General features: G+C 74.8%; 23 protein-coding genes. 9 read left to right on the top strand and 14 right to left on the bottom strand.

Features of this window, described 5'->3' with window-relative positions; all coding sequences use genetic code 11:
• Positions 1 to 198: 198 nt before the first annotated feature.
• Entirely contained in the window at positions 199 to 774 is a 576-nt protein-coding gene (locus ACQP04_RS35025; protein WP_037052269.1) for a TetR/AcrR family transcriptional regulator, read from the bottom strand.
• Positions 775 to 880: 106 nt separating this feature from the next.
• Here ACQP04_RS35025 and ACQP04_RS35020 point away from each other — a divergent pair, with 106 nt between their 5' ends.
• Complete coding sequence (locus ACQP04_RS35020; protein WP_433504715.1) at positions 881 to 1,894, top strand: phosphotransferase family protein; 1,014 nt, start codon at positions 881 to 883, stop codon at positions 1,892 to 1,894.
• Between the two features lie 2 nt (positions 1,895 to 1,896).
• Here the strand turns inward: ACQP04_RS35020 and ACQP04_RS35015 are convergent, their stop codons facing one another.
• Positions 1,897 to 2,634, bottom strand: a complete 738-nt coding sequence (locus ACQP04_RS35015) for a CDP-alcohol phosphatidyltransferase family protein (protein ID WP_433504714.1) — start codon at positions 2,632 to 2,634, stop codon at positions 1,897 to 1,899.
• Between the two features lie 46 nt (positions 2,635 to 2,680).
• Between ACQP04_RS35015 and ACQP04_RS35010 the strand changes: the two genes are divergently transcribed.
• Entirely contained in the window at positions 2,681 to 3,484 is an 804-nt protein-coding gene (locus ACQP04_RS35010; protein ID WP_433504713.1) for an SAM-dependent methyltransferase, read from the top strand.
• Here ACQP04_RS35010 and ACQP04_RS35005 read toward each other — a convergent pair.
• Positions 3,477 to 5,144 (bottom strand): sulfatase, encoded by a 1,668-nt coding sequence (locus ACQP04_RS35005; RefSeq protein ID WP_433504712.1) that lies wholly within the window; start codon positions 5,142 to 5,144, stop codon positions 3,477 to 3,479. The two genes, ACQP04_RS35010 and ACQP04_RS35005, sit on opposite strands and share 8 nt — an antisense overlap.
• An 80-nt stretch (positions 5,145 to 5,224) precedes the next feature.
• Entirely contained in the window at positions 5,225 to 6,040 is an 816-nt protein-coding gene (locus ACQP04_RS35000; protein WP_433504711.1) for an MOSC domain-containing protein, read from the bottom strand.
• A 134-nt stretch (positions 6,041 to 6,174) separates the two neighbouring features.
• Between ACQP04_RS35000 and thpR the strand changes: the two genes are divergently transcribed.
• Positions 6,175 to 6,711, top strand: coding sequence for an RNA 2',3'-cyclic phosphodiesterase (gene thpR, locus ACQP04_RS34995; RefSeq protein WP_433504710.1), 537 nt, complete (start codon positions 6,175 to 6,177; stop codon positions 6,709 to 6,711).
• Here the strand turns inward: thpR and ACQP04_RS34990 are convergent.
• Both ACQP04_RS34990 and ACQP04_RS34985 read right to left on the bottom strand, forming a co-directional pair.
• A complete protein-coding gene (locus tag ACQP04_RS34990) occupies positions 6,698 to 7,516 on the bottom strand; it encodes an LLM class flavin-dependent oxidoreductase (RefSeq protein WP_433504709.1) in 819 nt (272 codons plus the stop codon). The two genes, thpR and ACQP04_RS34990, sit on opposite strands and share 14 nt — an antisense overlap.
• A complete protein-coding gene (locus ACQP04_RS34985) occupies positions 7,513 to 8,202 on the bottom strand; it encodes a DUF4386 domain-containing protein (RefSeq protein ID WP_433504708.1) in 690 nt (229 codons plus the stop codon). The genes ACQP04_RS34990 and ACQP04_RS34985 overlap by 4 nt, the downstream gene beginning before the upstream one ends.
• Positions 8,203 to 8,277: 75 nt before the next feature.
• On the opposite strand from ACQP04_RS34985, the gene ACQP04_RS34980 reads away from it, so the two are divergent.
• The 3 genes from ACQP04_RS34980 to ACQP04_RS34970 are packed head-to-tail and all read left to right on the top strand — an operon-like array spanning position 8,278 to position 11,254.
• The gene (locus ACQP04_RS34980; RefSeq protein WP_433504707.1) at positions 8,278 to 8,739 is read left to right on the top strand and encodes a MarR family winged helix-turn-helix transcriptional regulator; all 462 of its coding nucleotides are present in this window, start codon (positions 8,278 to 8,280) and stop codon (positions 8,737 to 8,739) included.
• Between the two features lie 47 nt (positions 8,740 to 8,786).
• A complete protein-coding gene (locus ACQP04_RS34975) occupies positions 8,787 to 10,262 on the top strand; it encodes a peptide MFS transporter (RefSeq protein WP_433504706.1) in 1,476 nt (491 codons plus the stop codon).
• Entirely contained in the window at positions 10,259 to 11,254 is a 996-nt protein-coding gene (locus tag ACQP04_RS34970; protein ID WP_433504705.1) for a Gfo/Idh/MocA family protein, read from the top strand. The genes ACQP04_RS34975 and ACQP04_RS34970 overlap by 4 nt, the downstream gene beginning before the upstream one ends.
• A 126-nt stretch (positions 11,255 to 11,380) precedes the next feature.
• Here ACQP04_RS34970 and ACQP04_RS34965 read toward each other — a convergent pair whose 3' ends face one another.
• The 3 genes from ACQP04_RS34965 to ACQP04_RS34955 all read right to left on the bottom strand — a co-directional run bounded on the left by ACQP04_RS34965 (position 11,381) and on the right by ACQP04_RS34955 (position 13,046).
• Positions 11,381 to 11,656, bottom strand: a complete 276-nt coding sequence (locus ACQP04_RS34965) for a hypothetical protein (RefSeq protein ID WP_358202932.1) — start codon at positions 11,654 to 11,656, stop codon at positions 11,381 to 11,383.
• A 104-nt stretch (positions 11,657 to 11,760) separates the two neighbouring features.
• Positions 11,761 to 12,198 carry a DUF1772 domain-containing protein gene (locus ACQP04_RS34960; RefSeq protein WP_433504704.1) on the bottom strand — a complete coding sequence of 146 codons (438 nt, stop codon included), beginning with the start codon at positions 12,196 to 12,198 and terminating at the stop codon, positions 11,761 to 11,763.
• Positions 12,195 to 13,046, bottom strand: coding sequence for an NAD(P)H-binding protein (locus ACQP04_RS34955; protein WP_433504703.1), 852 nt, complete (start codon positions 13,044 to 13,046; stop codon positions 12,195 to 12,197). The genes ACQP04_RS34960 and ACQP04_RS34955 overlap by 4 nt, the downstream gene beginning before the upstream one ends.
• A 136-nt stretch (positions 13,047 to 13,182) precedes the next feature.
• Between ACQP04_RS34955 and ACQP04_RS34950 the strand changes: the two genes are divergently transcribed.
• Positions 13,183 to 14,160 (top strand): AraC family transcriptional regulator, encoded by a 978-nt coding sequence (locus tag ACQP04_RS34950; protein WP_433504702.1) that lies wholly within the window; start codon positions 13,183 to 13,185, stop codon positions 14,158 to 14,160.
• On the opposite strand, the gene ACQP04_RS34945 is transcribed toward ACQP04_RS34950, so the two are convergent.
• Both ACQP04_RS34945 and ACQP04_RS34940 read right to left on the bottom strand, forming a co-directional pair.
• The gene (locus tag ACQP04_RS34945; protein WP_433504701.1) at positions 14,069 to 15,346 is read right to left on the bottom strand and encodes an MFS transporter; all 1,278 of its coding nucleotides are present in this window, start codon (positions 15,344 to 15,346) and stop codon (positions 14,069 to 14,071) included. The genes ACQP04_RS34950 and ACQP04_RS34945 overlap by 92 nt on opposite strands.
• A 65-nt stretch (positions 15,347 to 15,411) precedes the next feature.
• Positions 15,412 to 16,536, bottom strand: a complete 1,125-nt coding sequence (locus tag ACQP04_RS34940) for a DUF2332 family protein (protein WP_433504700.1) — start codon at positions 16,534 to 16,536, stop codon at positions 15,412 to 15,414.
• 86 nt (positions 16,537 to 16,622) lie between these two features.
• On the opposite strand from ACQP04_RS34940, the gene ACQP04_RS34935 reads away from it, so the two are divergent.
• Positions 16,623 to 17,135 (top strand): bifunctional nuclease family protein, encoded by a 513-nt coding sequence (locus ACQP04_RS34935; RefSeq protein ID WP_433504699.1) that lies wholly within the window; start codon positions 16,623 to 16,625, stop codon positions 17,133 to 17,135.
• 41 nt (positions 17,136 to 17,176) lie between these two features.
• Here the strand turns inward: ACQP04_RS34935 and ACQP04_RS34930 are convergent, their stop codons facing one another.
• On the bottom strand, positions 17,177 to 18,400 hold the full coding sequence (locus ACQP04_RS34930; RefSeq protein WP_433504698.1) for an FAD-dependent monooxygenase: 1,224 nt from the start codon (positions 18,398 to 18,400) through the stop codon (positions 17,177 to 17,179).
• Between the two features lie 148 nt (positions 18,401 to 18,548).
• Between ACQP04_RS34930 and ACQP04_RS34925 the strand changes: the two genes are divergently transcribed.
• Complete coding sequence (locus ACQP04_RS34925) at positions 18,549 to 19,436, top strand: TetR/AcrR family transcriptional regulator C-terminal domain-containing protein (protein WP_433504697.1); 888 nt, start codon at positions 18,549 to 18,551, stop codon at positions 19,434 to 19,436.
• A gap of 93 nt (positions 19,437 to 19,529) precedes the next feature.
• On the opposite strand, the gene ACQP04_RS34920 is transcribed toward ACQP04_RS34925, so the two are convergent.
• Both ACQP04_RS34920 and ACQP04_RS34915 read right to left on the bottom strand, forming a co-directional pair.
• Positions 19,530 to 21,401, bottom strand: a complete 1,872-nt coding sequence (locus ACQP04_RS34920; protein ID WP_433504696.1) for an ABC transporter ATP-binding protein — start codon at positions 21,399 to 21,401, stop codon at positions 19,530 to 19,532.
• 254 nt (positions 21,402 to 21,655) lie between these two features.
• A complete protein-coding gene (locus tag ACQP04_RS34915) occupies positions 21,656 to 22,513 on the bottom strand; it encodes a bifunctional 5,10-methylenetetrahydrofolate dehydrogenase/5,10-methenyltetrahydrofolate cyclohydrolase (RefSeq protein WP_433504695.1) in 858 nt (285 codons plus the stop codon).
• Between the last annotated feature and the right edge of the window lie 12 nt (positions 22,514 to 22,525).

Here is a 22,525-nt window from a genome sequence, read left to right as displayed (position 1 = left end):
ACAGGGTGTGCCGGGCACAGCCGCATGTGCCGGTAGCGGACGCTCCGAGGCGCAAAGCGCCGTAGAGCCGCGCCCTCGAGCCCACTGACGTGGAGCCCACACCCGAAGGAGCGTCCCGCGGGCTGTCGACGGGGTGTGGGAGGTGCTGATCGGGTGTCCTGCGGCCCCGGAGCAGGAGTGTCGGGTCCAGCCGGATGCCTACCCCGCCCCCACCAACCGGAGGGCGAACTCGGTCTGCTGCCACACGACCTCGTTCTCGCTGAGCTCGCCCTCCTCGCGGTACCAGGTGGCGAGGCCCATGCCGAGGTCGAGGATCGCGTAGGAGGCCAGCCGCGCCGAGGGGACGCGGAAGCGGCCGGCCGCGACCCCCTCCTCCACCAGCCGTCGGAAGGAGCGCTCGTACTCGGCCCGCTTGCCGAGCACCGTCCCGCGGTGCGGCTCGGCCAGGCTGCGCATCTCGCTGGCGCCGACGAAGGCCTCGAGCCGGTGCCGGGCGTGGAAGCGGACGTGGGCGTCGACGGCCCGGCGCAGCCGCTCGACCGGGTCCGCGGTGCCGGCCAGTGCGACGCGCTGCAGCTCCAGCAGGCCGTCCATGGTGGTGGTCATCAGCTCGACCAGCAGGTCCTGCTTCGAGGCGACGTGCTTGTACAGGCTCGGCCCGCGGATGCCCACGGCGGCGCCGATGTCTGCCATCGTGGTGCCCTCGTACCCGCGGGCGGCGAACAGCTCGAGCGCGGCCGCGCGGATCGCGGTACCCGTGGCGCCGGTACCCATGCCCACCCCCTCCGGGCTAACGAGTGATAGCCGCGACCGTGACAGTACCCGTCGTCGTATGGTCCGATGGCTAGCAGTCGTTAGCCGATCGATCCGAGGAGGCACCGTGGCCGTGCAGGGACTCGACCTGCCGAAGCTCCAGGCGTACGTCGAGGAGCACGTCCCGGGCACCGGCCCGCTGACCGCCGAGCTGCTGCACGGCGGCCGCTCCAACCTCACGTACCGGCTCACCGACGGCGAGCAGACCTGGGTGCTGCGCCGGCCGCCGCTGGGCGGGCTCACGCCGTCGGCGCACGACATGAAGCGCGAGTACACGGTGGTCGCGGCGCTGTACGGGCACGGCGTGCCGGTCGCGCGGCCGATCGTGCAGTGCGAGGACGACTCGGTGATCGGGGCGCCGTTCGCGGTCGTCGAGTTCGTGGACGGGCGGGTGATCCGCACCCGCGACGAGCTCGACGCCCTCACCGACGCCGAGGTGCACGACTGCGCCTTCGCCCTCATCGACGCCCTGGCCGCGCTGCACGCCGTCGACCCCGGGTCGGTCGGGCTGGGGAGCTTCGGGAAGGCGCAGGGCTACCTCGGCCGGCAGGTCCGGCGCTGGTACGACCAGTGGACGCGGGTGCAGACCCGCCCGCTGCCCGACGTCGAGACCCTGCACGAGCGGCTCGCGGCGATGACCCCGGAGGAGTCCGGCGCGTCGATCGTGCACGGCGACTTCCGCATCGACAACGCGATCCTCGGCCCCGACGACGTCACCGAGGTGCGCGCGCTCGTCGACTGGGAGATGTCCACGCTCGGCGACCCGCTCTCGGACCTCGGCCTGCACATCGCCTACTCCGACCCGGCCTTCGACCCGGTGCTCGCGGGCGGTGCGGCGGCCACCTCGACCCGGATGCCCCCGGCCGACGAGCTGGTGGCCCGCTACGCGAAGACCTCCGGCCGGGACGTCACGGACTGGCCCTTCTACCTGGCCCTCGGCTACTTCAAGGCGGCGGTCATCGCCGAGGGCATCCACGCCCGGTTCGTGGCCGGCAAGACGGTCGGCGAGGGCTTCGAGACGGTCGGCGGCGCGGTCGAGCCCCTGGCCGCGGTCGGGGTGCGGGCACTCGGGAGCCAGTAGGGCTACAGCGTGGCCCGGCGCCGGTACAGCAGCAGGGTGTCGCGGCCGAAGGACCAGAGCAGTGCGGTGAGGGCGGCGGCCACGAGCACGACGGCCGCCGCCACCGGCAGGATCCCCGCCGCGGCCACCACGAGCACGATCCCCTGACCCGCGGCCACGGCCTTCGCGGAGAACCGGGCCGGGAGGCTGCCGGTGAGCCACGGCAGCATCCAGCCCGCGGCGACGAACGCGTACCGCAGCCCGCCGATGACCAGCACCCACGGCCCGGTCACGGCGGCGACCTGCACGCTCAGCACGAGCACGAGGAAGGCGTCGGTCTCCATGTCGAACCGCGCGCCCAGCTCGCTCACGGTGCCGGTGCGCCGGGCCACCCGCCCGTCGACGAAGTCGAGCGCCAGTGCGACCGAGGCCAGCGCCACGAGCGGGACCAGCGCCAGCTGCCCCGCCACGAGCCCGTCGACGACCAGCGCCGTCACTCCGCCGATCAGCACCGCCCGGCCGAGGGTGACCAGGTCCGCGGGGCCCAGGGCCTCCGTCCGGGCGCGGCGGGCCGCGCCGGCGAGCAGCGCGTGCAGCCCGGCCGCGTAGCCGATCCCGGCCAGCCAGCCGGCGGGACCGAGGCCGGCCGCCGTCGTGAGCGCGCCGAGCAGCACGAGCTGGAGGACGGCCGCGGCGGCCTGCTGCCGGTCGAGCGGCAGGGCCGTGCCGGGGGACGTCGTCAGGGGGCTCTGCAGGTACACACTCCCTACACGGACGGGCGGCGGCGACGGTTCAACGGAGGTGCGGATGGAGTGGGACGCGAGGTGGAGTACCCCGGGATCACCGGTGTGCGCACCGGACTGGCTGGCCTTGCGGGAGCCGGCCGACGCCGAGGCTCGGGCTCTGGACCTCGTCGAACCCCTGTGCGCGCTGGAGCCCCCGCTCGTGGTGCGCGATCTCGGCTGCGGCAGCGGGTCGATGGGCCGCTGGCTCGCCCCGCGGCTGCCCCGGCCGCAGCGCTGGTACCTGCACGACCGTGACCCGCGGCTGCTGGCGGTCGCGGCGGAGAGCGTCCCCGGCGAGCCGGTCCAGGGAGAGCTGGCCGAGCTCACCGACCTCGCGGGCACCTCGCTGGTGACCTGCTCGGCCCTGCTCGACCTGCTCACCGCCGACGAGGTGCACCGGCTCGCCCGGTCGTGCGTCGAGGCCGGTGCCACGGCGCTGTTCACGCTGTCCGTGACGAGCGGGGCCCGGCTGACCCCGGCCGAGCCGCTGGACACCGCGCTCGCCGCGGCGTTCGACGCCCACCAGCGCCGGGTCGTCGACGGCCGGCGGTTGCTCGGGCCCGACGCGGGCGCAGTGGCGGCCGAGGCCTTCCGCGCCCTCGGCGCCACGGTGACCACCCGGCCGAGCCCCTGGCGGCTCGGCCCGGCGCACCCGGAGCTGACCGAGGAGTGGCTGCGCGGCTGGATCGCCGCCGCGTGCGAGCAGGAGCCCGCACTCGTTCCCGACGCGGGCCCCTACCTGCGACGACGACTCGTCGCCCTGGCAGCGGGCCAGCTGCACGCGGAGGTCGGGCACGTCGACCTCCTCGCGCTGCCCGCTACCTGAACGTGTCGAGGAACCGGTCGCGGAAGGCGTCCATCCGCCAGACGGGCGCGCCCTGGGCCGGCTTCAACCCGGGCTGCCACTGCCACCCGGCGACCTTGTCGAGCACGGACCTGTCCTTGGTGACCACCGAGATCGGGACGTCGTGGTTCGGGCTGCCGCCGGTGATGATCGGCGCGGCCTGGTGGTCGCCGAGCACGATCAGCACGAGGTCGTCGTTCCCGTAGTTCTTCACCCAGGACACCAGCGAGTCGAGCGAGTACTGGATCGTCCGCCGGTAGCTGTCGCGTACCCGGGCCGGGTCGCTCCAGACGACGTCCGGCGGGTCGGCTGCGTGGACCTCGTCGTCGTACACGCTGCCGTCGCCGAGGGAGTTCCAGTCCCGCATGGTCGGCACGGGGGTCCACGGCACGTGGCTGGAGGTCAGCGTGACCTCGCTCATCAGCGGCCCGCGGCCGGGAACCCCGTACTCGAGCTGCTGGAACCTGGACAGCGCGAACTGGTCCGGCATCGGGGACCAGCTGTAGTTCAGCCCGCGGTAGCCGAGCGCGTGGACGTCGTAGTGCTGGTCGACGCCGTAGAAGCCGCCCTCGGGCCAGGCCTCGGTGGTCCCGGGCATCACGTCGGCCGTGCGCCAGTCCGCGCGCTGGAAGGCCTTGGTCAGCGTGAGCCGGTCGCTGGAGGTGAGGCTGCGGTAGCGCTGCTGGTTGTCGATCCACAGCCCGGACAGGAAGGTCGCGTGCGCCAGCCAGCTGCCGCCGCCCGCGATCGGCGAGGTCAGCCAGCCGCTCCGGGAGTCGAAGCCCGCGGCGGCGAGGTCCCGGTCGCCCCGGGCGAGCGTCGCGCCGACACCCTGCGCGTACTGCGGGTCCTCCACGGCGCTGCGGCCGTAGCTCTCGACGTAGGCGACCACGACGTCCTTGCCCTTCAGCGCGGTGAGCAGCTGGTCGGGCGGGGTGTCGCGGAAGGCGTCGACGGCGGACAGCCGGGCGAACTCCCGCTCGTCGGCGAGGCTGACCGGGACCTGGTTCGCCGTGGCCCACGCCAGGGAGGCCGCGCTGCGGGAGGCGAACGGGACCGGCGGCAGGAGCTGGGCGCCGAGCACCGCGCACACCACCCACGCCGCGGTGAGGACCGCGACCACCCGCGCGCTCATCCGCCGGCGCTCGCCGAGGAGCCCCGCCAGCCGCCGCACCGCCAGCGCCATGAGCACCGGCACCGCGACGACGAGCAACCCGGCCCCGACCAGCGCCGCGATCCCGCCGGCCCGGCCGAACGACTCGTTCAGGAAGTCGACGGCGTTGCCGAGCAGCACGCCGTCGAGCACGGGGTCGAAGGGCCGGACCAGCACGGAGCGGAAGCCCAGGTCGGTGATCCGCAGCAGGAGCAGCACGCCGAGCAGCGCGCCGAGGACGAGCGCGACGACCCGGCGGGCCCGCCCGTGCAGCACGAGCAGCAGCGCGGCCCCGGCGAGGCCCTCGACCGGGAGCCGAAGGAAGGCCAGCGGCTCGAGCTGCGCGACCTCCGCGGGTGTGGTGAGCGCGACCAGCACGAGCACCGCCGCGATCACCGTCAGCAGCACCGACCCGATCCGACGGACCCGGCGCGGGCGGTCGTCGGACGCGGGCGGCGGCGCGGTCTCGTTCGGGCTGGTCACGGTCATGGGTGGTACTCCTCGGCACGGCGCGCGGCACCCCGAGCGGGCGCCGGCACCTGAGGACACGGCCCGCGGGACGCCGTGGTTCAGAGGACCTCGACCTCGTCACCCATCCGGATCGTGACGTCCGGGGTGTCCGGCACGAGGTTCGTCCCGAACACGACCTTTCCGCCGATCCGCCGGTGCCGGGCGAGCGTCGCCAGCGGCTCGCGGCCCTTCTCGGCCGTGTCCGGGTCGATCGTCGTGAACACACAGCGGCCGCAGGGCTTCACCGCGCGGAAGCGGGCCTCGCCGATCCGGAGCGCGGACCAGCCGTCCTCGGCCCACGGCGCCGACCCGGCGACGACGACGTTGGGTCGGAACCGGACCATCGGCACCGGGCCCTCGCCGGGATTCGGTCCCGCGGCGACCAGCTCGTTCAGGGCCGCGAGCGAGGCGTCCGTGGTGAGCAGCAGCGGGAACCCGTCGGCGAAGGAGACGGTGTCGCCGGCGGCCGCGAAGTCCGGGTCGACCGGCCGGCGGGTCGGGTCGTCGAGGTGCACGAGCTGCAGCGGCCTGCCGAGGACCTCGGTGAGCCACGCGGCCGCCTCCTCGCCGGCGAACGTGGCCTTGACCCGGTCCCGCCACACCACGACGTCGACCAGCGGGCCGCCGTCGGGAACCGGCACGGCCAGCGGGGCGACGCCCGGACCCCGCAGGGTGAGGCCCTCCCCGTCGGGTTCGGGGCGGACCAGCACGAGCCGGGGCAACGCCCGCGCGGTGACGAACGTGCCGTCGGGCTCGGTGACCATCCAGCGCCGGTCTCCGGCGAGCCCCCACGGTTCCACCCGGGCCTCCGCGACCTCGGCGCCCCGGCAGGACTTCACGGGATACCGGGCCAGCCGGCTCACGACGAGCGTCACCCGACCGAGCCTAACCACCCGCGACCCGGGGCCCGGTCCCTGCACGAACGGCACTCTCGTGCGGACCTACCGCACGAGAGTGCCGTTCGTGCGGACCGCGGCGCCCGTTGCCGCCGCCGGGCAGGATCGGGTCCGTGCGTGTGTTCGTTGCCGTGGTGCCGCCGCCCGAAGCGGTCGCGGAGCTGGCGGCCGCCGTGGCGCCCGTGCGCCGGAACCTCCGCGGGGTCCGGTGGACGAGCCCGGAGCAGTGGCACCTGACGCTGGCCTTCCTCGGCGAGGTCGACGACGAGACGCTCGACGGGGTGCAGGCGCGCCTGGCCGCGGTCGCCGCCGGCGGCGCACCCGTCGAGCTGGCGTTGTCCGGCGCCGGCCGGTTCGGCGAGCGCGTGTTGTGGACCGGGCTCGCGGGCGACACGGACGGGCTCGCCACCCTCGCGGGCGGGGTGGCCGCGGCCGTCCGCGCCGCGGGCGTCGCGGTGGAGGACCGGCCGTTCCGGGCGCACCTCACGCTGGCCCGCGGGCGGGGCGGCGTGAGCGGGCTCGCCCAGGCCGTCCGGGCGCTGGGCGGGTTCGCCGGGCGGCCGTGGCGGGCCGAGGCGCTGCACCTGGTCCGCAGCCGCCCCGGACCGGCCTACGACGACCTCGCGACCTGGCCGCTCAGCTCCCGGTGAGCCGCTCCACCACCGGCGCGAGCGCCTCGGCGAACGGCTCGCTCACGGCCAGGTAGCTCACGCCCAGCTCGGCGCGACGACGTTCGAGCTCGGCGGCCATCTCGTCCGGCGTGCCGCGCAGCACCGCGAGCGTGTCCGGGTCGCGCAGCGCCTCCGCCGCGCCCGGGCCGGCCCACCGCACCGCCCAGTCGGGGATCTCGTCGCCCACCACGAAGACGTTCATGCCGACTTCGAGGTCCCGGCCGGCGGCGCGGGCCCGCAGGTCCCCGGCCATGCGCTTGACCTCGGGGCGCGGGGTCGTGGGCTGCGCAGCCAGGGTGACGATGTCCGCCACCTCCGCGGCGAGGCCGAGGGCCCTCGGCCCGGACGCGGCCATCAGCACCGGGGTGTGGACCTCGCCGTCGAGCTCGCGCAGCGCCGCGATCGCCGCCCGGACCTGCGCGAGCCGCTCGGCCGCGGTGCCCCAGGGCATGCCGAGCTCCTCGGCCTCGGCGCGGGCCGCGGGCCGGCCGGTCCCGATGCCGAGGTCGAACCGGCCGCCGGTCAGCGCGGTCATCGTGTGCGCCTCCCACGCGGTGGCGCGGGCGGTGCGCAGCGGCCCCGCCAGCACGAACGGGCAGACCCGCAGGCCGGGCGCGGCCGCGGCGGCCGTCGCGAGCGCGGGCAGCGGGGCGTGCAGGTGCAGGTTGTCCGGGGTGAGCAGGGTCGAGTAGCCCAGGTCGGCGACGCGGCGGGCGCGGGCGGCCCAGGCCTCGCCCGGTCCCTGCGGCGCCGCGACGACCCCGAAGCGGAACGGCCGGCTCATCGGGCCGGCTCCGCGTTCCGGGTCGCCGGGAGGGCCACGGCGAACGCCACGAGCACGAGGACGCCGCCGAACCGCCCGACCGGAATGAGCGGGTAGAGCACCTCCGTGATCAGCGCGAACGTGCTGAGCACGGCGAGGCCGCCGATCACCAGCGCGGCCCACGCGAGCCAGCGCGGCACGAGCCGGCGGATCAGCGCCGGCACCCCCAGGCCGAGCAGCAGCAGGCCGAACGGCGCCGCGAAGCCGATCCCGCCCGTCGCGAACCACAGCCAGACCAGGGCGCGGGCCAGTGCGGCGTCCCCCAGGCCGGCGGTCTGCGCCGCGACCCACCCGACCAGCGCGCTGACGCAGAGCGAGCCCGCGGCCAGCACGGCGCCGGCGAAGCCCATGAGCGGGCCGGGCGCGGTGACGCCGAGCCGCTGCAGCCGCCGCACGGCCGTGGCGGCGTAGACGACCAGCGGGAACACCGACCCGAGCAGCAGGGCGGCGCCGACCGACAGCAGGGTGCCGTGGGCGGCGGTCCAGGCGAGCGTCGCCTCCGCGCCGGTCCCGGGCCGCGGGCCCGAGGAGCCGAGCACGGCCCCGGCGACGGTGAGCCCGGCGAAGGCGAGCGCGGGCACGAGAAGAGGAGGCCCGCCCTGACGGTCGGGACGGGTGCGTGCGGGCCGGGCGGCGGTCGTGGTCATGGTTCCCCCTGTACTCCGTTACGCAGAAGAATCGTTCACTTGTGTATACGGTTTGTCAAGGGATACGGTTCTCCCGTGATCGACCCGAGCGGCCCCGGTTCCGCGTTCCTGCTGGCGCAGCTGGGCGCCTACGCCGCGGGGCGCTTCGCCGAACGGATCGCGGAGCTGGACCTCACACCGCCGCAGACGGGCCTGCTGCGCGCGATCGCGGCCGAGCCCGGGCAGTCGCAGCAGGCCCTCGCCCGGCTGCTCGGCACCCCGCCCAGCCGGCTCGTCGCACTGGTCGACGGGCTGGACGAGCGCGGCCTGGTGGAGCGCCGCCGCAATCCCGACGACCGGCGCCTGCACGCCCTGCACCTCACCGACGCCGGGGAGGCCCTGCTGCGGCGGATCGCCGAGGTCGGCCGGGCGCACGACGACGCGATCTGCGGCCCGCTCGACGATGCCGACCGGGCCCGGCTGCGCGACCTGCTCGCCCGGCTGGCCGGCGCCCACGGGCTCACGCCGGGTGTCCACCCGGGATACCGGCGGTTGTAGACCTCCGGGCGATGCCGCCGGCGACGGGCGGTGACAGGGTGTCGAGCATGAGCGACACCCGGCCAGCGGCTCCGTCGGCCCAGGAGCGCGCCGATCGCGGCTTCTTCGGCCAGCCGTCCCTGCTGTCCGCCCTCTTCGGGGTGGAGATGTGGGAGAGGTTCTCCTTCTACGGGATGCAGGGCATCCTGCTGATCTACCTGTACTACTCGGCCGAGCAGGGCGGGCTGGGGATCCCGGAGGCCACCGCCGCCGGCATCGTCGGGGCCTACGGCGGCCTGGTCTACCTGTCCACGATCGTCGGCACCTGGCTCGCCGACCGGGTGCTGGGCGCGGAACGGACCCTCGTCTACGCCGCGATCGTCGTGATGGCCGGGCACATCGCGCTCGCGGTGATCCCGGGTCTGGCCGGCGTCGGCGTCGGCCTGGTGCTGGTCGCCCTCGGCAGCGGCGGGGTGAAGGGCAACGCGACGGCCCTCGTCGGCACCCTCTACGCCCCGGACGACGAGCGGCGCGACGCCGGGTTCTCGCTGTTCTACCTGGGCATCAACCTCGGCGCGCTGGTCGGCCCGCTGCTCACCGGGCTGCTGCAGTCCACGGCGGGCTTCCACGTGGGCTTCGGCCTCGCCGCGGTCGGCATGGCCGCCGGGCTGATCCAGTACGCGATCCGGCGCAAGAACCTGCCGGCCAAGGCGCACGAGGTCCCGTCCCCGCTGGGCGACCGGGAGCGCCGCCGCGCGATCGTGGGCGGCGCCCTCGCCGTCGTCGTGATCGTGGTGCTGGCCCTGACCGGGGTGCTCAGCGCCGACCGGCTCGACCTCGCGGTGATCGTCGTGACGAGCGTCGCCGCCGTCGGCTACTTCGCCCTGATGCTCGGCAGCGGGCGGGTGACCCCCGTCGAGCGGCACCGGGTGCTCGCGTTCATCCCGCTGTGGATCGCCAGCGCGGCCTTCTGGTCGCTCTACCAGCAGCAGTTCACGGTGGTGACGATCTACTCCGACCAGCGTCTGGACCGGAACCTGTTCGGCTGGGAGTTCCCGGTCGCGTGGGTCCAGTCGATCAACCCGATCTTCATCATCGTGCTGTCGGGGGTGTTCGCCGCCCTGTGGACGAAGCTCGGCTCGCGGCAGCCACCGACCCCGGTGAAGTTCGGGCTCGGCGCGGCGATCATGGGTGTGGCGTTCCTGCTGTTCCTGCCGATGGCCGGCGGCGGCCCGAACAGCGCGCCGCTGCTCGGGCTGATCGGCATCCTGTTCGTGTTCACGATCGCCGAGCTGATGATCTCGCCGGTCGGGCTGTCGGTGTCGACGAAGCTCGCGCCGGAGGCCTTCCGGGCCCAGATGGTCGGGGTGTTCTTCCTGTCCGTGGCGCTCGGCAGCGCACTCTCGGGGGCCCTGGCGGGCTTCTACGGCGAGGAGTCCGAGCGCGCGTACTTCGGGGTGCTCGGGGCCGTCGCGATCGCGATCGGCGTGCTCGTCGTGCTGTCGACGCCGCTGCTGAAGCGGCTCATGGAGGGGGTCAGGTGACCGTCCGCTGGGGAATCGTCGGGCCGGGGCGCATCGCGCGGAAGGTGGCGGCGGACTTCGCCCACGTGCCCGACGCCGAGGTCGTGGCGGTCGCGTCGCGGTCGAAGGAGCGGGCGGAGGCGTTCGCGGCCGAGGTCGGCGCCGGCACGGTGCACGACTCCTACCGCGGGATCGTCGAGGACCCGGACGTCGACGTCCTGTACATCGCCACCCCGCACCCGCTGCACCGCGCGGTGGCCCTCGCCGGGCTCCGGGCCGGCAAGGCGCTGCTGGTCGAGAAGGCCTTCACGGTGACGCCGGAGGCCACGCGGGAGATCGCGGCGCTCGCGGCCGAGCGAGGCCTGTTCGTGATGGAGGCGATGTGGACGCGCTTCCAGCCCGCGATCGTGCGGATGCGCGAGCTCATCGCCGAGGGCGCGATCGGCGACGTCATGGCCGTCCAGGCCGACCTCGGTGCCCAGCAGCCCAGCAGCCCCGACGACCGCTTCTACAACCCCGCGCTCGGCGGCGGCGCCCTGTTCGACCTGTCCGTGTACCCGATCTCGTTCGCCCAGATGGTGCTGGGCAACCCGGAGACGGTCACCGTGCACGGCTACATGGTCGAGGAGGGCGTCGACGTCGAGGAGGCGATCCTGCTCGGCTACCCCGAGGGCCGCAGCGCGACCCTCTTCGCCTCGCTGCGCTGCCAGTCCCCGGGGATGGCGCGGGTGGTGGGCACGGGCGGCTGGATGGAGGTGCCGCCGCGCTTCCACCACCCGTCCCGCCTGCTCGTGCACCGCAACGGCCACGAGCCCGAGGAGCTGCACCTCCCCCCGACCGGCGCCGGCTATTCGCACGAGGTCGCCGAGGTCACCGAGGGCGTCAAGGCCGGGCTGGCCGAGAGTGCCGTGATGCCCCTGGCGGACACCGTGGCGGTGCAGGACATCATGGGCCAGGTCGCCGACCAGCTCGGCATGGCCGTCGCCGAGGGTCCCGCGGACCTCGAACAGTAGTTCGATCCACAGGTGTGGACGAACCTGTGGACAACTCCGCCACCCGTGCACGACCGCCCTGCTGAGCGAACGGCGCTCTCGTTCACACCTCCTGAGCGACGGCGCCGCTCGCTCCGTGGCGACCGGTCACCGGCGGCGGGTCCGGCGGGTGGCGGGCATGTCCATCCGGTCGCCGAGCATGGTCCGGCAGATCCGGACCGCATGGGTGCGGAGGTGCTCGTCCTCGGCGGCCCGCAGGGCGATCTCGTCGAGCAGTGAGGCGAGGCCGAAGGCGTACTCCGGATGCGTGAGGCCTGCGTAGCCGGCCTGGACGGCGTCGTGCCGCAGCCAGGCCGCGGCCCGGCCGATGATCTCCTGGTCCGCGCGCAGGGCGGCGTGACGGCGGCGCTCGTACGGATGCACCGGTTCCCCCGAGGGTCGTGCCGGACAAAAGGACGTGGCCCGGGGGAAGCGGACCGGGGACCCACTCTGCCCCGTCCGCCCGTCCCGGGCCATCCCCCGCTCGGTCACACCACGAGCAGTACGGCCGCCGCCACCGTGAGCAGCGTCCGCACGGTGTGCGCGCGGTTCCACGGCCGCTCGAAGCGCTCCCAGGCCCCGCCGTCGGCCGTCGACCGGTCGAGCGCGGTGTTCAGCGGGATGTTCACCGCGAAGGTGATCACGTGCGCGCCCAGCACCGCGAGCACCGCGCCGGCGACCACGAGCCAGGAGCCTGCGAGCGCCGCGAGGACCGCGGTGGCGACCGCGAGCAGGCCGGTCCCGGCGAACAGCAGGCCGAACACCGGGTTCACGATCGCCCGGTTGATCTCCTGCGTCGCGCCCGCCGCCTCCGCGGCCGGCCGGCGGTGGAGGCCGGGCATCACCGCGACCGAGAAGGCCAGGAACAGCCCGCCCAGCAGCGCGGTCCCGATCGTCGTCAAGATGACGAGAACGGGGAGGATCATGCCGCCACCCCCAACCCGTCGGCCCACGTCGCGACGGTCGTCGGCGTGGTCGCGTCGGCGGTCCGCCCGGACGACCGGACGAGCCCGGAAGTCAAGGCCGCGTTCATCTCGACATGCAGGGCGGCGACGTCCGGCGGCATCCCGACCTGCTCGAGCGCGCCGACCATGGCCTCCTCGGGCACCCGGACGTAGCCGAGGTCCGGCAGCCCGACACGCGGCCCGAGGTCCGCGAGCGCCTCGGGCACGGTGAGGTCGGCCGGGCCGAGCAGCTCGCGCACGCCGGTGCGGGTCCGGGTGAGCAGGGCGTCGGCGGCCGCGTCGCCGACGTCCCGGGTCGCGATCATCGGCAGCCGGGTGCCGGGGTCGATCGTGTCGGCGTGGACGCCCTCGGCCCGCATGGCGTCGAGGCTGTACAGGAACGACTCGAAGAACAGCCCGGGCCGCAGGAACAGCACGTCGGCGTCGAGGGTGCGCAGCCGCCGCTCCTGGCGGTGCAGCGCGGTCAGGTAGCCGGTGCCCGCGGGGACCTCGGCGCCCAGCGCGCTCAGCGCCACGACGTACGGCACCCGGGCTGCGCGCAGCGCCTCGGTGACCGCCTCGCCGAGCCGGTCCTGCTCGGCGTGGTAACCCGGCGTGAACAGGTCGAACGGCAGCAGGACGTAGGCCGCGCCGGCGCCGGTGAAGGCGCGGGTCAGGAAGTCGCGGTCGCCGGCGTCGCCCTGCCACGCCTCGGCCCCGGGCACGGCGCGGCCGGAGCGGGAGACCGCCCGGACCTGCTCGCCGGTCTCCGCGAGCCGCGCGGCGACCCGTCCGCCGGTGTTCCCCGTGGCGCCCAGAACGGTGATCATGTCGTGTCCCTTCCTCGGTGGTGTGCGTCCAGTCTGGAGCCGGCGATGAGGACGGAGAACGGTCGAGCATCCGGGTTTCTTGCTCGAACGTCCAGATGGGCTGGACCCACGGACGAGCCCCGGCGACAGTGGTGTCGTGACGCTGCACCCGCCCTGGACGCCGACGGACGCCGTCGGGGAGGCCCTGCACGTGCTGCGGATGAGCGGGACCTTCTACTGCCGCTCGGAGCTGTCCGCGCCCTGGGGCTTCACGCTGCCCGCGATGCCGGGCTGCCTGTGGTTCCACGTCGTGACCGCGGGCGGTTGCCTGCTCGAGGTGGGCGACGGCGTGCGAGAGCTCCGCGAGGGCGACCTCGTCCTGGTCCCGCGCGGCGAGGGGCACGCGCTGCGCAGCGATCCGCAGGCGTCGACCCCGTCGATCCTCGCGATCCCGCACGACATGCCGGACTCGCGCTACGCCGTGCTCCGGCACGGTGGCGGCGGGGCGCCCGCGACGATGGTCTGCGGTGCGGTCCGCTTCGACCATCCCGCCGCGCGCACGCTCGTCGGGCTGCTGCCGGACCTGATCCACGTGCCCGTCTCGCCGCTGACCGACCGGCTGCGCGACACCCTGCGGCTCATCGCCCTCGAGGTGGAGGAGCTGCGCCCCGGCGGCGAGGCCGTGATCACGCGGCTGGCCGACGTGCTGGTCATCCAGGCCATCCGGACCTGGATGGAGACCGACGCGGCCGCCCGCACGGGCTGGCTCGGCGCGCTCGCCGATCCGCAGATCGGGCGGGCGCTGGCGCTGGTGCACCGCGACCCGGCGCGGGACTGGTCGGTCGCCACGCTGGCGGCCGAGGGCGCGATGTCCCGCTCGGCGTTCGCCGCGCGCTTCACCGCGCTGGTGGGCGAGCCCGCCATGGCGTACGTGACGCGCTGGCGGATGCACGTCGCGCTGGACCGGCTGGCCGGTGGGGACACGGTGGCCCGGATCGCCGCCGACCTCGGCTACCGGTCGGAGGCGGCGTTCAGCCGGGCCTTCACCCGGGTGGTGGGGGAGCCGCCGGGTGCGGCGCGGCGGGCCCTCGCGGCGCGGGCCGCTCCGGCGGGGTGGGAGACGGCCGCGGGGTGACGAGCGCCCGCGCGGCCGGGGTCGCCAGCCAGGCCGCGGCCAGCGCGGACACCACCGCGAGCCCGGCCAGACCGGGGACGAAGCTGTGCCCGCCGCCCACGACCGCGAGCAGCACGGGCACGAAGAAGCCCAGGTAGGAGCACGCGTAGAAGGTGCCGGTGAGGGCGCCGCGGGCAGCCGGGTCGGCGAGCCGCGCGACGAGCGTGAGACCGGTCGCGAGGCAGATCCCGTAGGCGAGGCCGAGCAGGACGGACACGGGGACGACCAGCGGCCACGCCCCGGTGAGGTCGGCCAGCAGCCCGAGGGCGATGCCGGCTGCGCCGAGTGCCAGGGCGATCGCGCCGGCCCACGTCGTCCCGAGGCGGCGGACCAGCGGCTGGACGACCACGCCGGTCCCCATCGTCAGACCCGCCACCAGTCCGGTGACGGCCACGCCGATCCCGGGCATGACCGGCTCCAGCTCCAGCGGCAGCACGTTGACCGCGGTCGCGGCGAAGGCGAACACCCCGATCGCGATCGGCACGACCACCAGCCCGAACGCCCGCCCGGAGCCCGGCGGGACCCCGAGGTTCACCAGCGGCCCGCCGGTCCGCCGGTGCTCGGGCGGCAGCGTCTCCGGCACCCGCGGCAGCAGCGCGAGCGCGGGCAGCATCAGGGCGACGTGCACGAGGTAGGGCAGCACCGCGGGCCCGCGCGCCCACTGCCCGAGCAGCCCGGACACCAGCGGCCCGAGCGCCCAGCCGCCACCCAGGGCGACCGCGGTCAGCCGGGCGGCCCGGGCGCCGCCGTCGCCGGTCGTCGCCATCAGCTCGCCCAGCCAGGCCGTGCCCACGCTGAATACGACCCCCGACACCGCGCCCTGCAGGAACCGCCCCGCGAACAGCACCCAGGGCGCCGCGGGCACGGCGAGGAAGGCCAGCGTGGTGACCAGCGCGAGCGCCACGAACGGGACGACGACCCGGCGCCGGCCGACCGCGTCCGACCACGGCCCGGCGAGCAGCAGGGCCGGCACGAGCCCGGCGGCGTACACCCCGAACGCCGTGGTCAGCGCGGTGGGTGAGAACCCGAGCGTCGCGCGGTAGTGCAGCAGCAAGGGGGTGGGGACGTTGGTGCCGTAGGCCACGGCGAAGACCACGAACCACAGGGCGGCCCAGCCCGGCACCGCGTGACGCCCTCGTCCCCGCACCCGGGCACCGTAACCCGATCAGGCGTCGGGTCGGGAGTCCGTTCCGGTCGGGCGGCGGTCGGACGTCAGCCCGGCAGCCATTCCAGCCAGGCCGCGCTCGGGTGGGCGCGGCCGAGGACCGTACCGCGCCGCTCGCCGTCGCGCGCCGAGACCCGGCCGATCACCCCGAACACGCCGCCCTCGCGGTTCTCCGCGATCCAGTGGTCCGGCACGTCCAGACCCTGGACGGTGCCGCGCGCCTCCGGGCCCAGCGGGACCAGGGGGTCGACCGAGATCCACTCGAGGTCCCGGCGGGCCCGGGCGAGCGCGTCGTCGAACGCGGCCAGCCGTTCCGGGCCGAGGAAGACGTGCACGTACGTGTCCACGAGGCACACCAGCGCGTCGGGCGGCAGCCCGGCGACGACGTCGACCAGCATGTCGACGACGTCCCCGCGCACGATCGGCTCCGGGTCCGCCAGTGCGAGGTCGGTCGCGGTGGCGAACCGGGACACGGCGCCGGCCTCGGGCGGCACGCAGGCGGCCAGCCAGGTCCGGGTGGCGGGGTCGGCGAGGTCGTGCGGCTCGACGTCGACGCCCACCCGGGCGGTGATCGTCGGCGGCTGCGGCGGGACCGGCGGCGTCACCCCGCGGACCTCGCAGGACAGCTCCAACGGGCCGGCTCCGCAGCGCAGCTCGCGGCCGTCCGGCAGCCGGTAGCAATAGGCGTAGCGGTCGGGGCGCAGGCCCAGCCCGGCTCCCGTGCCGAGGTCGACCAGGGCGAGCGGCCGGGGGTCCTCGGCGGCGATCACGGCCAGCGCCGGGAGCACGTCGAGGCACCGCGCGACCTCGGTCATCTGGTAGCGATGCTCCGCGCACAGCCGCGCGAGCTCCTCCTGCTCTGTACGGGCGAAGGCGGCGAGCGCGGGGGTGAAGCCGGCGTCCTGTGCGGGCTGCGGCTCGCCGGGCACCGGGAAGTAGCGGGCGAGGTCACCGCCGCGCTCGACGGCGAGCTTCCGGACCGCGGCGGACAGCAGCAGGGCGGGCTGGCGGTCGGGCGGCAGGTCGGCCGCGATCCCGAGCAGCACCTCGTCGTCGGCGATGCCGCGGAGCAGGGCGGCGGTGAGCCACCAGCTCGCGGGGGCACCGGGCGCGGACCAGGCGTCGGCGACCGCCCTGGCCTGGGAGACGACCTGCGCGGTCCGCTCGCTCACACGTCCGGGCTCGCCGCACCGGCCCGGGTCGTTAGCAGTCTCGATCTGAGACAGGGGGTCCGCATGTGATCCAGCACACTGGACGGATGCGCGCGATGCAGGTGCTCCGGCTCGTCGTCCATGCGCGGAGCCGGCAACCGGTGCTGGTGCTCGGCGAGGTCGACGGGGAGCGGTGCGTGCCGATCTTCCTGCGGCCGCAGCAGGCCGAGGTGATCGCGGTGGGCCCGCGCGAGGGCGGTGACCCGGCCGCCGGCGTGACCGCCCTCGTGCAGGACGTGCTGGTCCCGCTCGTCGGGGCGCTCGGCGCACGCCTCACCGGCGCGGAGATCACCGACCTGGTCGACGGCGTCTACACCGCCGAGCTCGTGCTGCGCGACGAGGCCGCGGCCGAGGTGCGGGTGAAGGTCCGGCCCAGCGACGCGCTCGCCGTCGCGGTGCGCGAGGGGCTGGCGATCGGGGTGGCCGACGCCATCCTCGACGAGGTCGGGCAGGACACCTCCGAGGTGTTCCCCGACGGCACCGACGCACCGCCCCACGAGCAGCTGCGGGAGTTCCGGGAGTTCCTCGACGACGTCACGCCGGACGACTTCCGGCGCTGAGCGGAGCTTGCGGAGCGATCATCGAGCGCTGAGCGGAGCGATCATCGATGCCGGAGCGGAGCGGTCGTCGTCGCTGAGGGGTGCTCGTCGTAGTCGGGCAGGTCGATCGCCTCGGCGCGGGTGAAGAACAGCCGGCGCGCGAGCCCCCGCAGCGGTCGGCTGACCATGAGCTTCATCGTCCGGATGCGGTTGCGGATCGCGGCCCGGGTGTGCGGCGCGTAGCCGCGGATGCCGCCGGGCGGCAGCACCTGGCCCTGCGTGACGTACGGGCGCATCCGCTCCTCGTAGGCGGCGAAGGCGGCCTCGTGCGAGGCGTGCCGGCCCAGCTCGCCGGCCAGCACGTACGCCCCGACCAGGGCCAGGCTCGTGCCCATGCCGGTGAGCGGGCAGGGGGCGTAGCCGGCGTCGCCGACGAGGGCGACCCGGCCCGCGGTCCAGCGGTCCATCCGGACCTGGGCGACCAGGTCGAGGTAGAAGTCGTCGGCGGTCTCCATGGCGGCCAGCAGCTGTGGGGCGACCCAGCCTGTGCCGCGCATCCGCTCGGCGACGATCGCGCGCTGGGCGTCGAGGTCGCGGCGGTCGTACTCCAGCGGCTCGGAGAGGAACGACAGCCCCGCCTTGGCGCGGCCGGGCGTGCTGTCCGGGCGGATCGACGCGACGCGGCCGGGCTCGTTGTACATCTCGTACCAGCCGTCGAGGCCGACCGGGTCCGGCGCGGTGAACCAGGCCGTGTAGCCGCCGACGGGCCGCACGAACTCCTCCTCCGGCCCGAACGCGAGCCGCCGGATCCCGGAGTGCGGTCCGTCCGCGCCCACCACCAGGTCGAACGTGCGCGTCCCGCCGTCGGAGAAGGTCACGGCGACGCCGTCCGGCCCGTCGTCGAGCGCGGTCACCCGCAGGCCCCAGAGGTACTCCGCGGTCGTCGCCCCGAGGAGGATCCGGGACAGGTCGCCGCGGAGGATCTCGTACTCGCTGACGATGCCGTCGCCGCCGAGGTCCGCGACCCGCATCTCGGCGAGGTGCCGCCCGGTCGCGTCGACGTACGCGAGGCCCTCCTGGTCCATGCACGCCGCGCGCACGGCGGGCATGAGCCCCATCCGTTCGACGACGGTGCGCCCGGCACCCCGCAGGTCCACGGTCTGGCCGCCCGGGCGCGGCGCCGCGGCGCTCTCGACGACGGTCACGGCGACGCCGCGCCGCTCCAGCCAGTAGGCGAGGGCGGGGCCGGCGATCCCGGCCCCGGAGACGAGGACGGTGCGGGTCATGTGCGTACCTCCCAGGTTCTGATGCACCGAAGGTACGGCGTACGCAGGTGTTCTCAGTGCTTTTCACTGCGGATACGATCGGATGGCGGAACGCGCTCTAGTGCACCGTCGAGGTGCACCGGGAGTGCACTAGTGCGGGGGAGGGCACGTGGCGTACACGGAGGTCGTCGAGGTCATCCGGGCCCGGATCACCGCCGGCGACCTGGCTCCGGGCGACCGGATCCCGTCGACCCGGCAGATCGTCGCGGAGTTCGGCGTCGCGATGGCCACGGCGAGCAAGGTGATCGCGGCGCTACGGCAGGAGGGGCTCGTCCGGGTACTGCCCGGCGTCGGGACGGTCGTCGCGGGCGGGGTGGCGGAGCCGGAGCCCGAGCTCGGCCGCGGGCGGATCCTGCGCGCCGCGATCCGGATCGCCGACGCCGAGGGCATCGACGCGCTGTCCATGCGGCGGGTCGCCGCGGAGCTGGGGACCGGGGCGATGTCGCTGTACCGGCACGTGCCCGGCAAGGAGGAGCTGCTCCTGCTGATGCGCGACGCCGCGTTCGGCGAGTTCCCGCTGCCGTCGGTCCCGCCGCCGGGGTGGCGGGCGCAGCTGGAGGTCTCCCTGCGGTCGTTGTGGGCGTTGTACCGCCGCCATCCCTGGGTGGCCCGCACGACGTCGATGACCCGGCCCTACGCCGGGCCGAACCAGATGCCGTACTCGGAGTGGAACCTGCGCGCCCTCACCGGCCTCGGCCTCGACGACCCCACGATCTTCCGGCTGCACCTCGCGCTCTTCGGTTACGTGCACGGCTCCGCCGCGAGCCTCGAGGCCGAGGCGCGGGAGGAGGCCGAGACGGGTCTGACGCTCTGGCAGTGGATCCGCGCCCGCGAGACCGAGAACCGCACGCTGATGGAGTCCGGTGCCTTCCCGAACGCGGTCCGGGTGTTCCTCCGGACCGACACGGGCTTCGACCTGGACACGATCTTCGAGACCGGCCTGGCGAGGATGCTCGACGGCATCGCGGCCCTGACCAGGCGCAGTATGGAACCATAATGCGATTTCTCGCCCATTTTCGACGCGTTACGGAACCATGAAGCGCCAGGACAGGGCGCGTGGACGCGTTCTGGAACCATGATGCGGCAGCTCTCAGGCGGCCGCGGGCTCGGGCTCGTCGAACTGGGTGCGGTAGAGCTCGGCGTAGCGGCCGGAGCGGGCCAGGAGCTGCTCGTGCGTGCCGCGCTCCGCGATCCGCCCCTGCTCCACCACGAGGATCTGGTCGGCGTCGCGCACCGTGGACAGCCGGTGCGCGATCACCAGCGCGGTCCGCCCGTCGAGCGCCTCGGCCAGCGCGGCCTGCACCGCCGCCTCCGAGGTGGAGTCGAGGCTGGCGGTGGCCTCGTCGAGCACCACGATCCGCGGCTTCGCGAGCAGCAGCCGGGCGATCGTCAGCCGCTGCCGCTCCCCGCCGGAGAGCCGGTAGCCCCGCTCGCCGACGACGGTGTCCAGCCCGTCCGGCAGTGTCGCGACCAGCGCGCCGAGCCGGGCCCGCCGCAGCGCCGACGACAGCTCGTCCTCGCTCGCCCCCGGCGCGGCCAGCAGCAGGTTCGCGCGGATCGTGTCGTGGAAGAGGTGGCCGTCCTGGGTCACGAACCCCACATCGCCGTGCAGGTCCGCCGCCCGCACGTCCCGGACGTCGACCCCGCCGACCGACACCGTGCCGCCGTCGACGTCGTAGAGCCGGGCGAGCAGCTGCGCGATCGTCGACTTGCCGGCGCCGGAGCTGCCGACCAGCGCGGTCAGCGAGCCGGCCGGGACGGTGAACGAGACGTCGTGCAGCACGGTGTCGCCGCCGCGGGCGTCGAGCGTCGCGACCTCCTCCAACGAGGCCAGCGACACCCGCGCCGCGGCCGGGTAGGCGAAGTCGACGTGGTCGAACCGGACGTCGAGCGGCCCGGCGGGCAGCGCCCGCGGCTCGTCGGGGTCCTGGATCGCCGGCTCCAGGTCCAGCACCTCGAAGACCCGCTCGAAGCTGACGACCGCGCCCATCGCCTCGACCCGGGCCCCCGCGAGCGCGGTCAGCGGCGCGTAGAGCCTGGTCAGGAGCATCGCGAGGGAGACGACGGCGCCCGGCGCCAGCATCCCGCCGAGCGCGAGCCCACCGCCGACGCCGTAGACCAGCGCGAGCGCCAGGGCCGAGACCAGCGTCAACGCCGTCACGAACACCCACTGCACCATGGCCGAGCGCACGCCGATGTCGCGCACGCGCCCGGCCCGCGAGGCGAACTCCGCCGACTCCTCCGCGGGCCGCCCGAACAGCTTGACGAGCGTGGCGCCGGGCGCGGAGAACCGTTCGGTCATCTGCGTGCTCATCGCGGCGTTGTGGTCCGCGGCCTCGCGCTGCAGCCGGGCGAGCCGCGAGCCCATCCGCCGCGCCGGCACCACGAACACCGGCAGCAGGACCAGCGCGAGCAGCGTGACCTGCCACGAGATGCTCAGCATGACCGCGAGCGTGAGCACCAGCGTCACGACGTTGCCGACCACCCCGGACAGGGTGTCGCTGAATGCCCGCTGCGCGCCCAGCACGTCGTTGTTCAGTCGGCTGACCAGCGCACCCGTGCGGGTGCGGGTGAAGAACGCGACCGGCATGCGCTGCACGTGGTCGAACACCGCCGTGCGCAGCTGCAGGATCAGTCCCTCCCCGATCGTCGCGGAGAACCAGCGGGTGAGCAGCCCGAGCCCGGCCTCGGCGACCGCGACGACGGCGATCAACCCGGCCAGCCCGCCGACGACCCGGAGCCCCTCCCGGGCGTCGATCGCGTCGACCACCCGCCCGGCGAGCAGCGGCGTGACGACGGTCAGCACCGCCCCCGCCACGCTGAGCAGCACGAACGCGGCGATCCGCCGCTTGTGCGGCCGCGCGAACCCCGCGATCCGTCGCAGCGTGACGGGCACCGGCGCCCGCGTCTCTTCCCGCTCGCGGGAGGCGGTGCGCAGGGCGCTCCAGGTGTTGACGTCCATGAGGCGACGGTAGAACCTGAAGTGAACTACAGGTCAAGCTCGCTGATCTGCACGGTGCGCCGGTCTCGTGAGACGCAGCGCCTTCGAAGATCGCCGGTGCTGTGCAGCCAGGGCGGCGGAACCCGCCCCGACTGCACGGACTCGCCGATCATGCATCGCATGATCAGCAGCTGTGTGCGCTCACGGCTCAGCCCACTGCCCTTGGCGCACTCAACCGGCGATCACGCTTCGGGTGGCTGTGTGCGTTCACGGGGTCACTTGTTCGCCTTCTCCGCGGCCGAGATGACGTTGCGGAAGAGCATGGCGACGGTGGTGGGGCCCACCCCGCCCACCCGCGGGGTGATGGCGCCCGCCACCTCGGCGCAGGACTCGTCGACGTCCGGGAGCAGCCGCTTCCCGGAGTACCGCACCCCGCCGCCGATGACCGTGGCGCCCGGCTTCACGTGCTCCGGCTGGATGATCCCCGGCACGCCGGCGGCGGCGATGAGGATCTCGGCGCGCCGGGTGTACCGGTCCCAGTCCGGGACGCCGGTGTGCACCACGGTGACCGCGGCGTTGGCGGTGGGCCGCTTCTGCGCGAGCAGCATCGCGAGCGGGCGGCCGAGGGTGGCGCCGCGGCCGAGGATCACGACCTCGCGGCCGGAGACCGGGATCTCGTGGAAGGCCAGCAGCTCCTCGATGCCCGCGGGCGTGCAGGGCAGCGGCCCGGGCAGGCCGACGGCGAGGCGGCCCATGTTCATCGGGTGCATGCCGTCGACGTCCTTGTCCGGGTCCATCTCGGCCAGCGCGGCGTCGTAGTCGAGGTGGCCGGGCACCGGGTACTGGATCAGCAGGCCGTGGACCGCGGGGTCGTCGTTGTAGCCGCGGATGGCCGCGACCAGCTGCTCCTGGGTGGCGTCCTGCGGCAGGTGCGTGTGCGGCGAGTCGATGCCGAGCTCGGCGGCCTGCTTCTGCTTGATGCGGATGTAGCCGGCGGAGGCGTCGTCGTCGCCGACGAGGATCGTGGCCAGGCTGGGGGTGACGCCGCGGGCGCGCAGCGCGTCCGCCCGGGCGGTGACGTCGGCCAGGACCCGCTCGGCGACGGGCTTGCCGGGTAGCAGTCGTGCGGTCATGGGTTCCCTCGT

Origin of the sequence: Pseudonocardia halophobica, from assembly GCF_050948485.1 — a bacterium.
Taxonomy (GTDB): Bacteria; Actinomycetota; Actinomycetes; order Mycobacteriales; family Pseudonocardiaceae; genus Pseudonocardia; species Pseudonocardia halophobica.
This window is presented reverse-complemented; position numbering and strand designations above follow the sequence as displayed.

Excerpts from the sequence above, each read along its gene's own strand:
- ACQP04_RS34955 (WP_433504703.1), bottom strand. The coding sequence starts at position 13,046 with ATGATCACCGTTCTGGGCGCCACGGGGAACACCGGCGGACGGGTCGCC.
- ACQP04_RS35025 (WP_037052269.1), bottom strand. The coding sequence starts at position 774 with ATGGGTACCGGCGCCACGGGTACCGCGATCCGCGCGGCCGCGCTCGAG.
- ACQP04_RS34990 (WP_433504709.1), bottom strand. The coding sequence starts at position 7,516 with ATGAGCCGGCCGTTCCGCTTCGGGGTCGTCGCGGCGCCGCAGGGACCG.
- ACQP04_RS34930 (WP_433504698.1), bottom strand. The coding sequence starts at position 18,400 with ATGACCCGCACCGTCCTCGTCTCCGGGGCCGGGATCGCCGGCCCCGCC.
- ACQP04_RS35005 (WP_433504712.1), bottom strand. The coding sequence starts at position 5,144 with ATGACCGTGACCAGCCCGAACGAGACCGCGCCGCCGCCCGCGTCCGAC.
- ACQP04_RS34935 (WP_433504699.1), top strand. The coding sequence starts at position 16,623 with ATGCGCGCGATGCAGGTGCTCCGGCTCGTCGTCCATGCGCGGAGCCGG.
- ACQP04_RS35010 (WP_433504713.1), top strand. The coding sequence starts at position 2,681 with ATGGAGTGGGACGCGAGGTGGAGTACCCCGGGATCACCGGTGTGCGCA.
- ACQP04_RS34975 (WP_433504706.1), top strand. The coding sequence starts at position 8,787 with ATGAGCGACACCCGGCCAGCGGCTCCGTCGGCCCAGGAGCGCGCCGAT.
- ACQP04_RS34920 (WP_433504696.1), bottom strand. The coding sequence starts at position 21,401 with ATGGACGTCAACACCTGGAGCGCCCTGCGCACCGCCTCCCGCGAGCGG.
- ACQP04_RS34915 (WP_433504695.1), bottom strand. The coding sequence starts at position 22,513 with ATGACCGCACGACTGCTACCCGGCAAGCCCGTCGCCGAGCGGGTCCTG.
- ACQP04_RS34985 (WP_433504708.1), bottom strand. The coding sequence starts at position 8,202 with ATGACCACGACCGCCGCCCGGCCCGCACGCACCCGTCCCGACCGTCAG.
- ACQP04_RS34960 (WP_433504704.1), bottom strand. The coding sequence starts at position 12,198 with ATGATCCTCCCCGTTCTCGTCATCTTGACGACGATCGGGACCGCGCTG.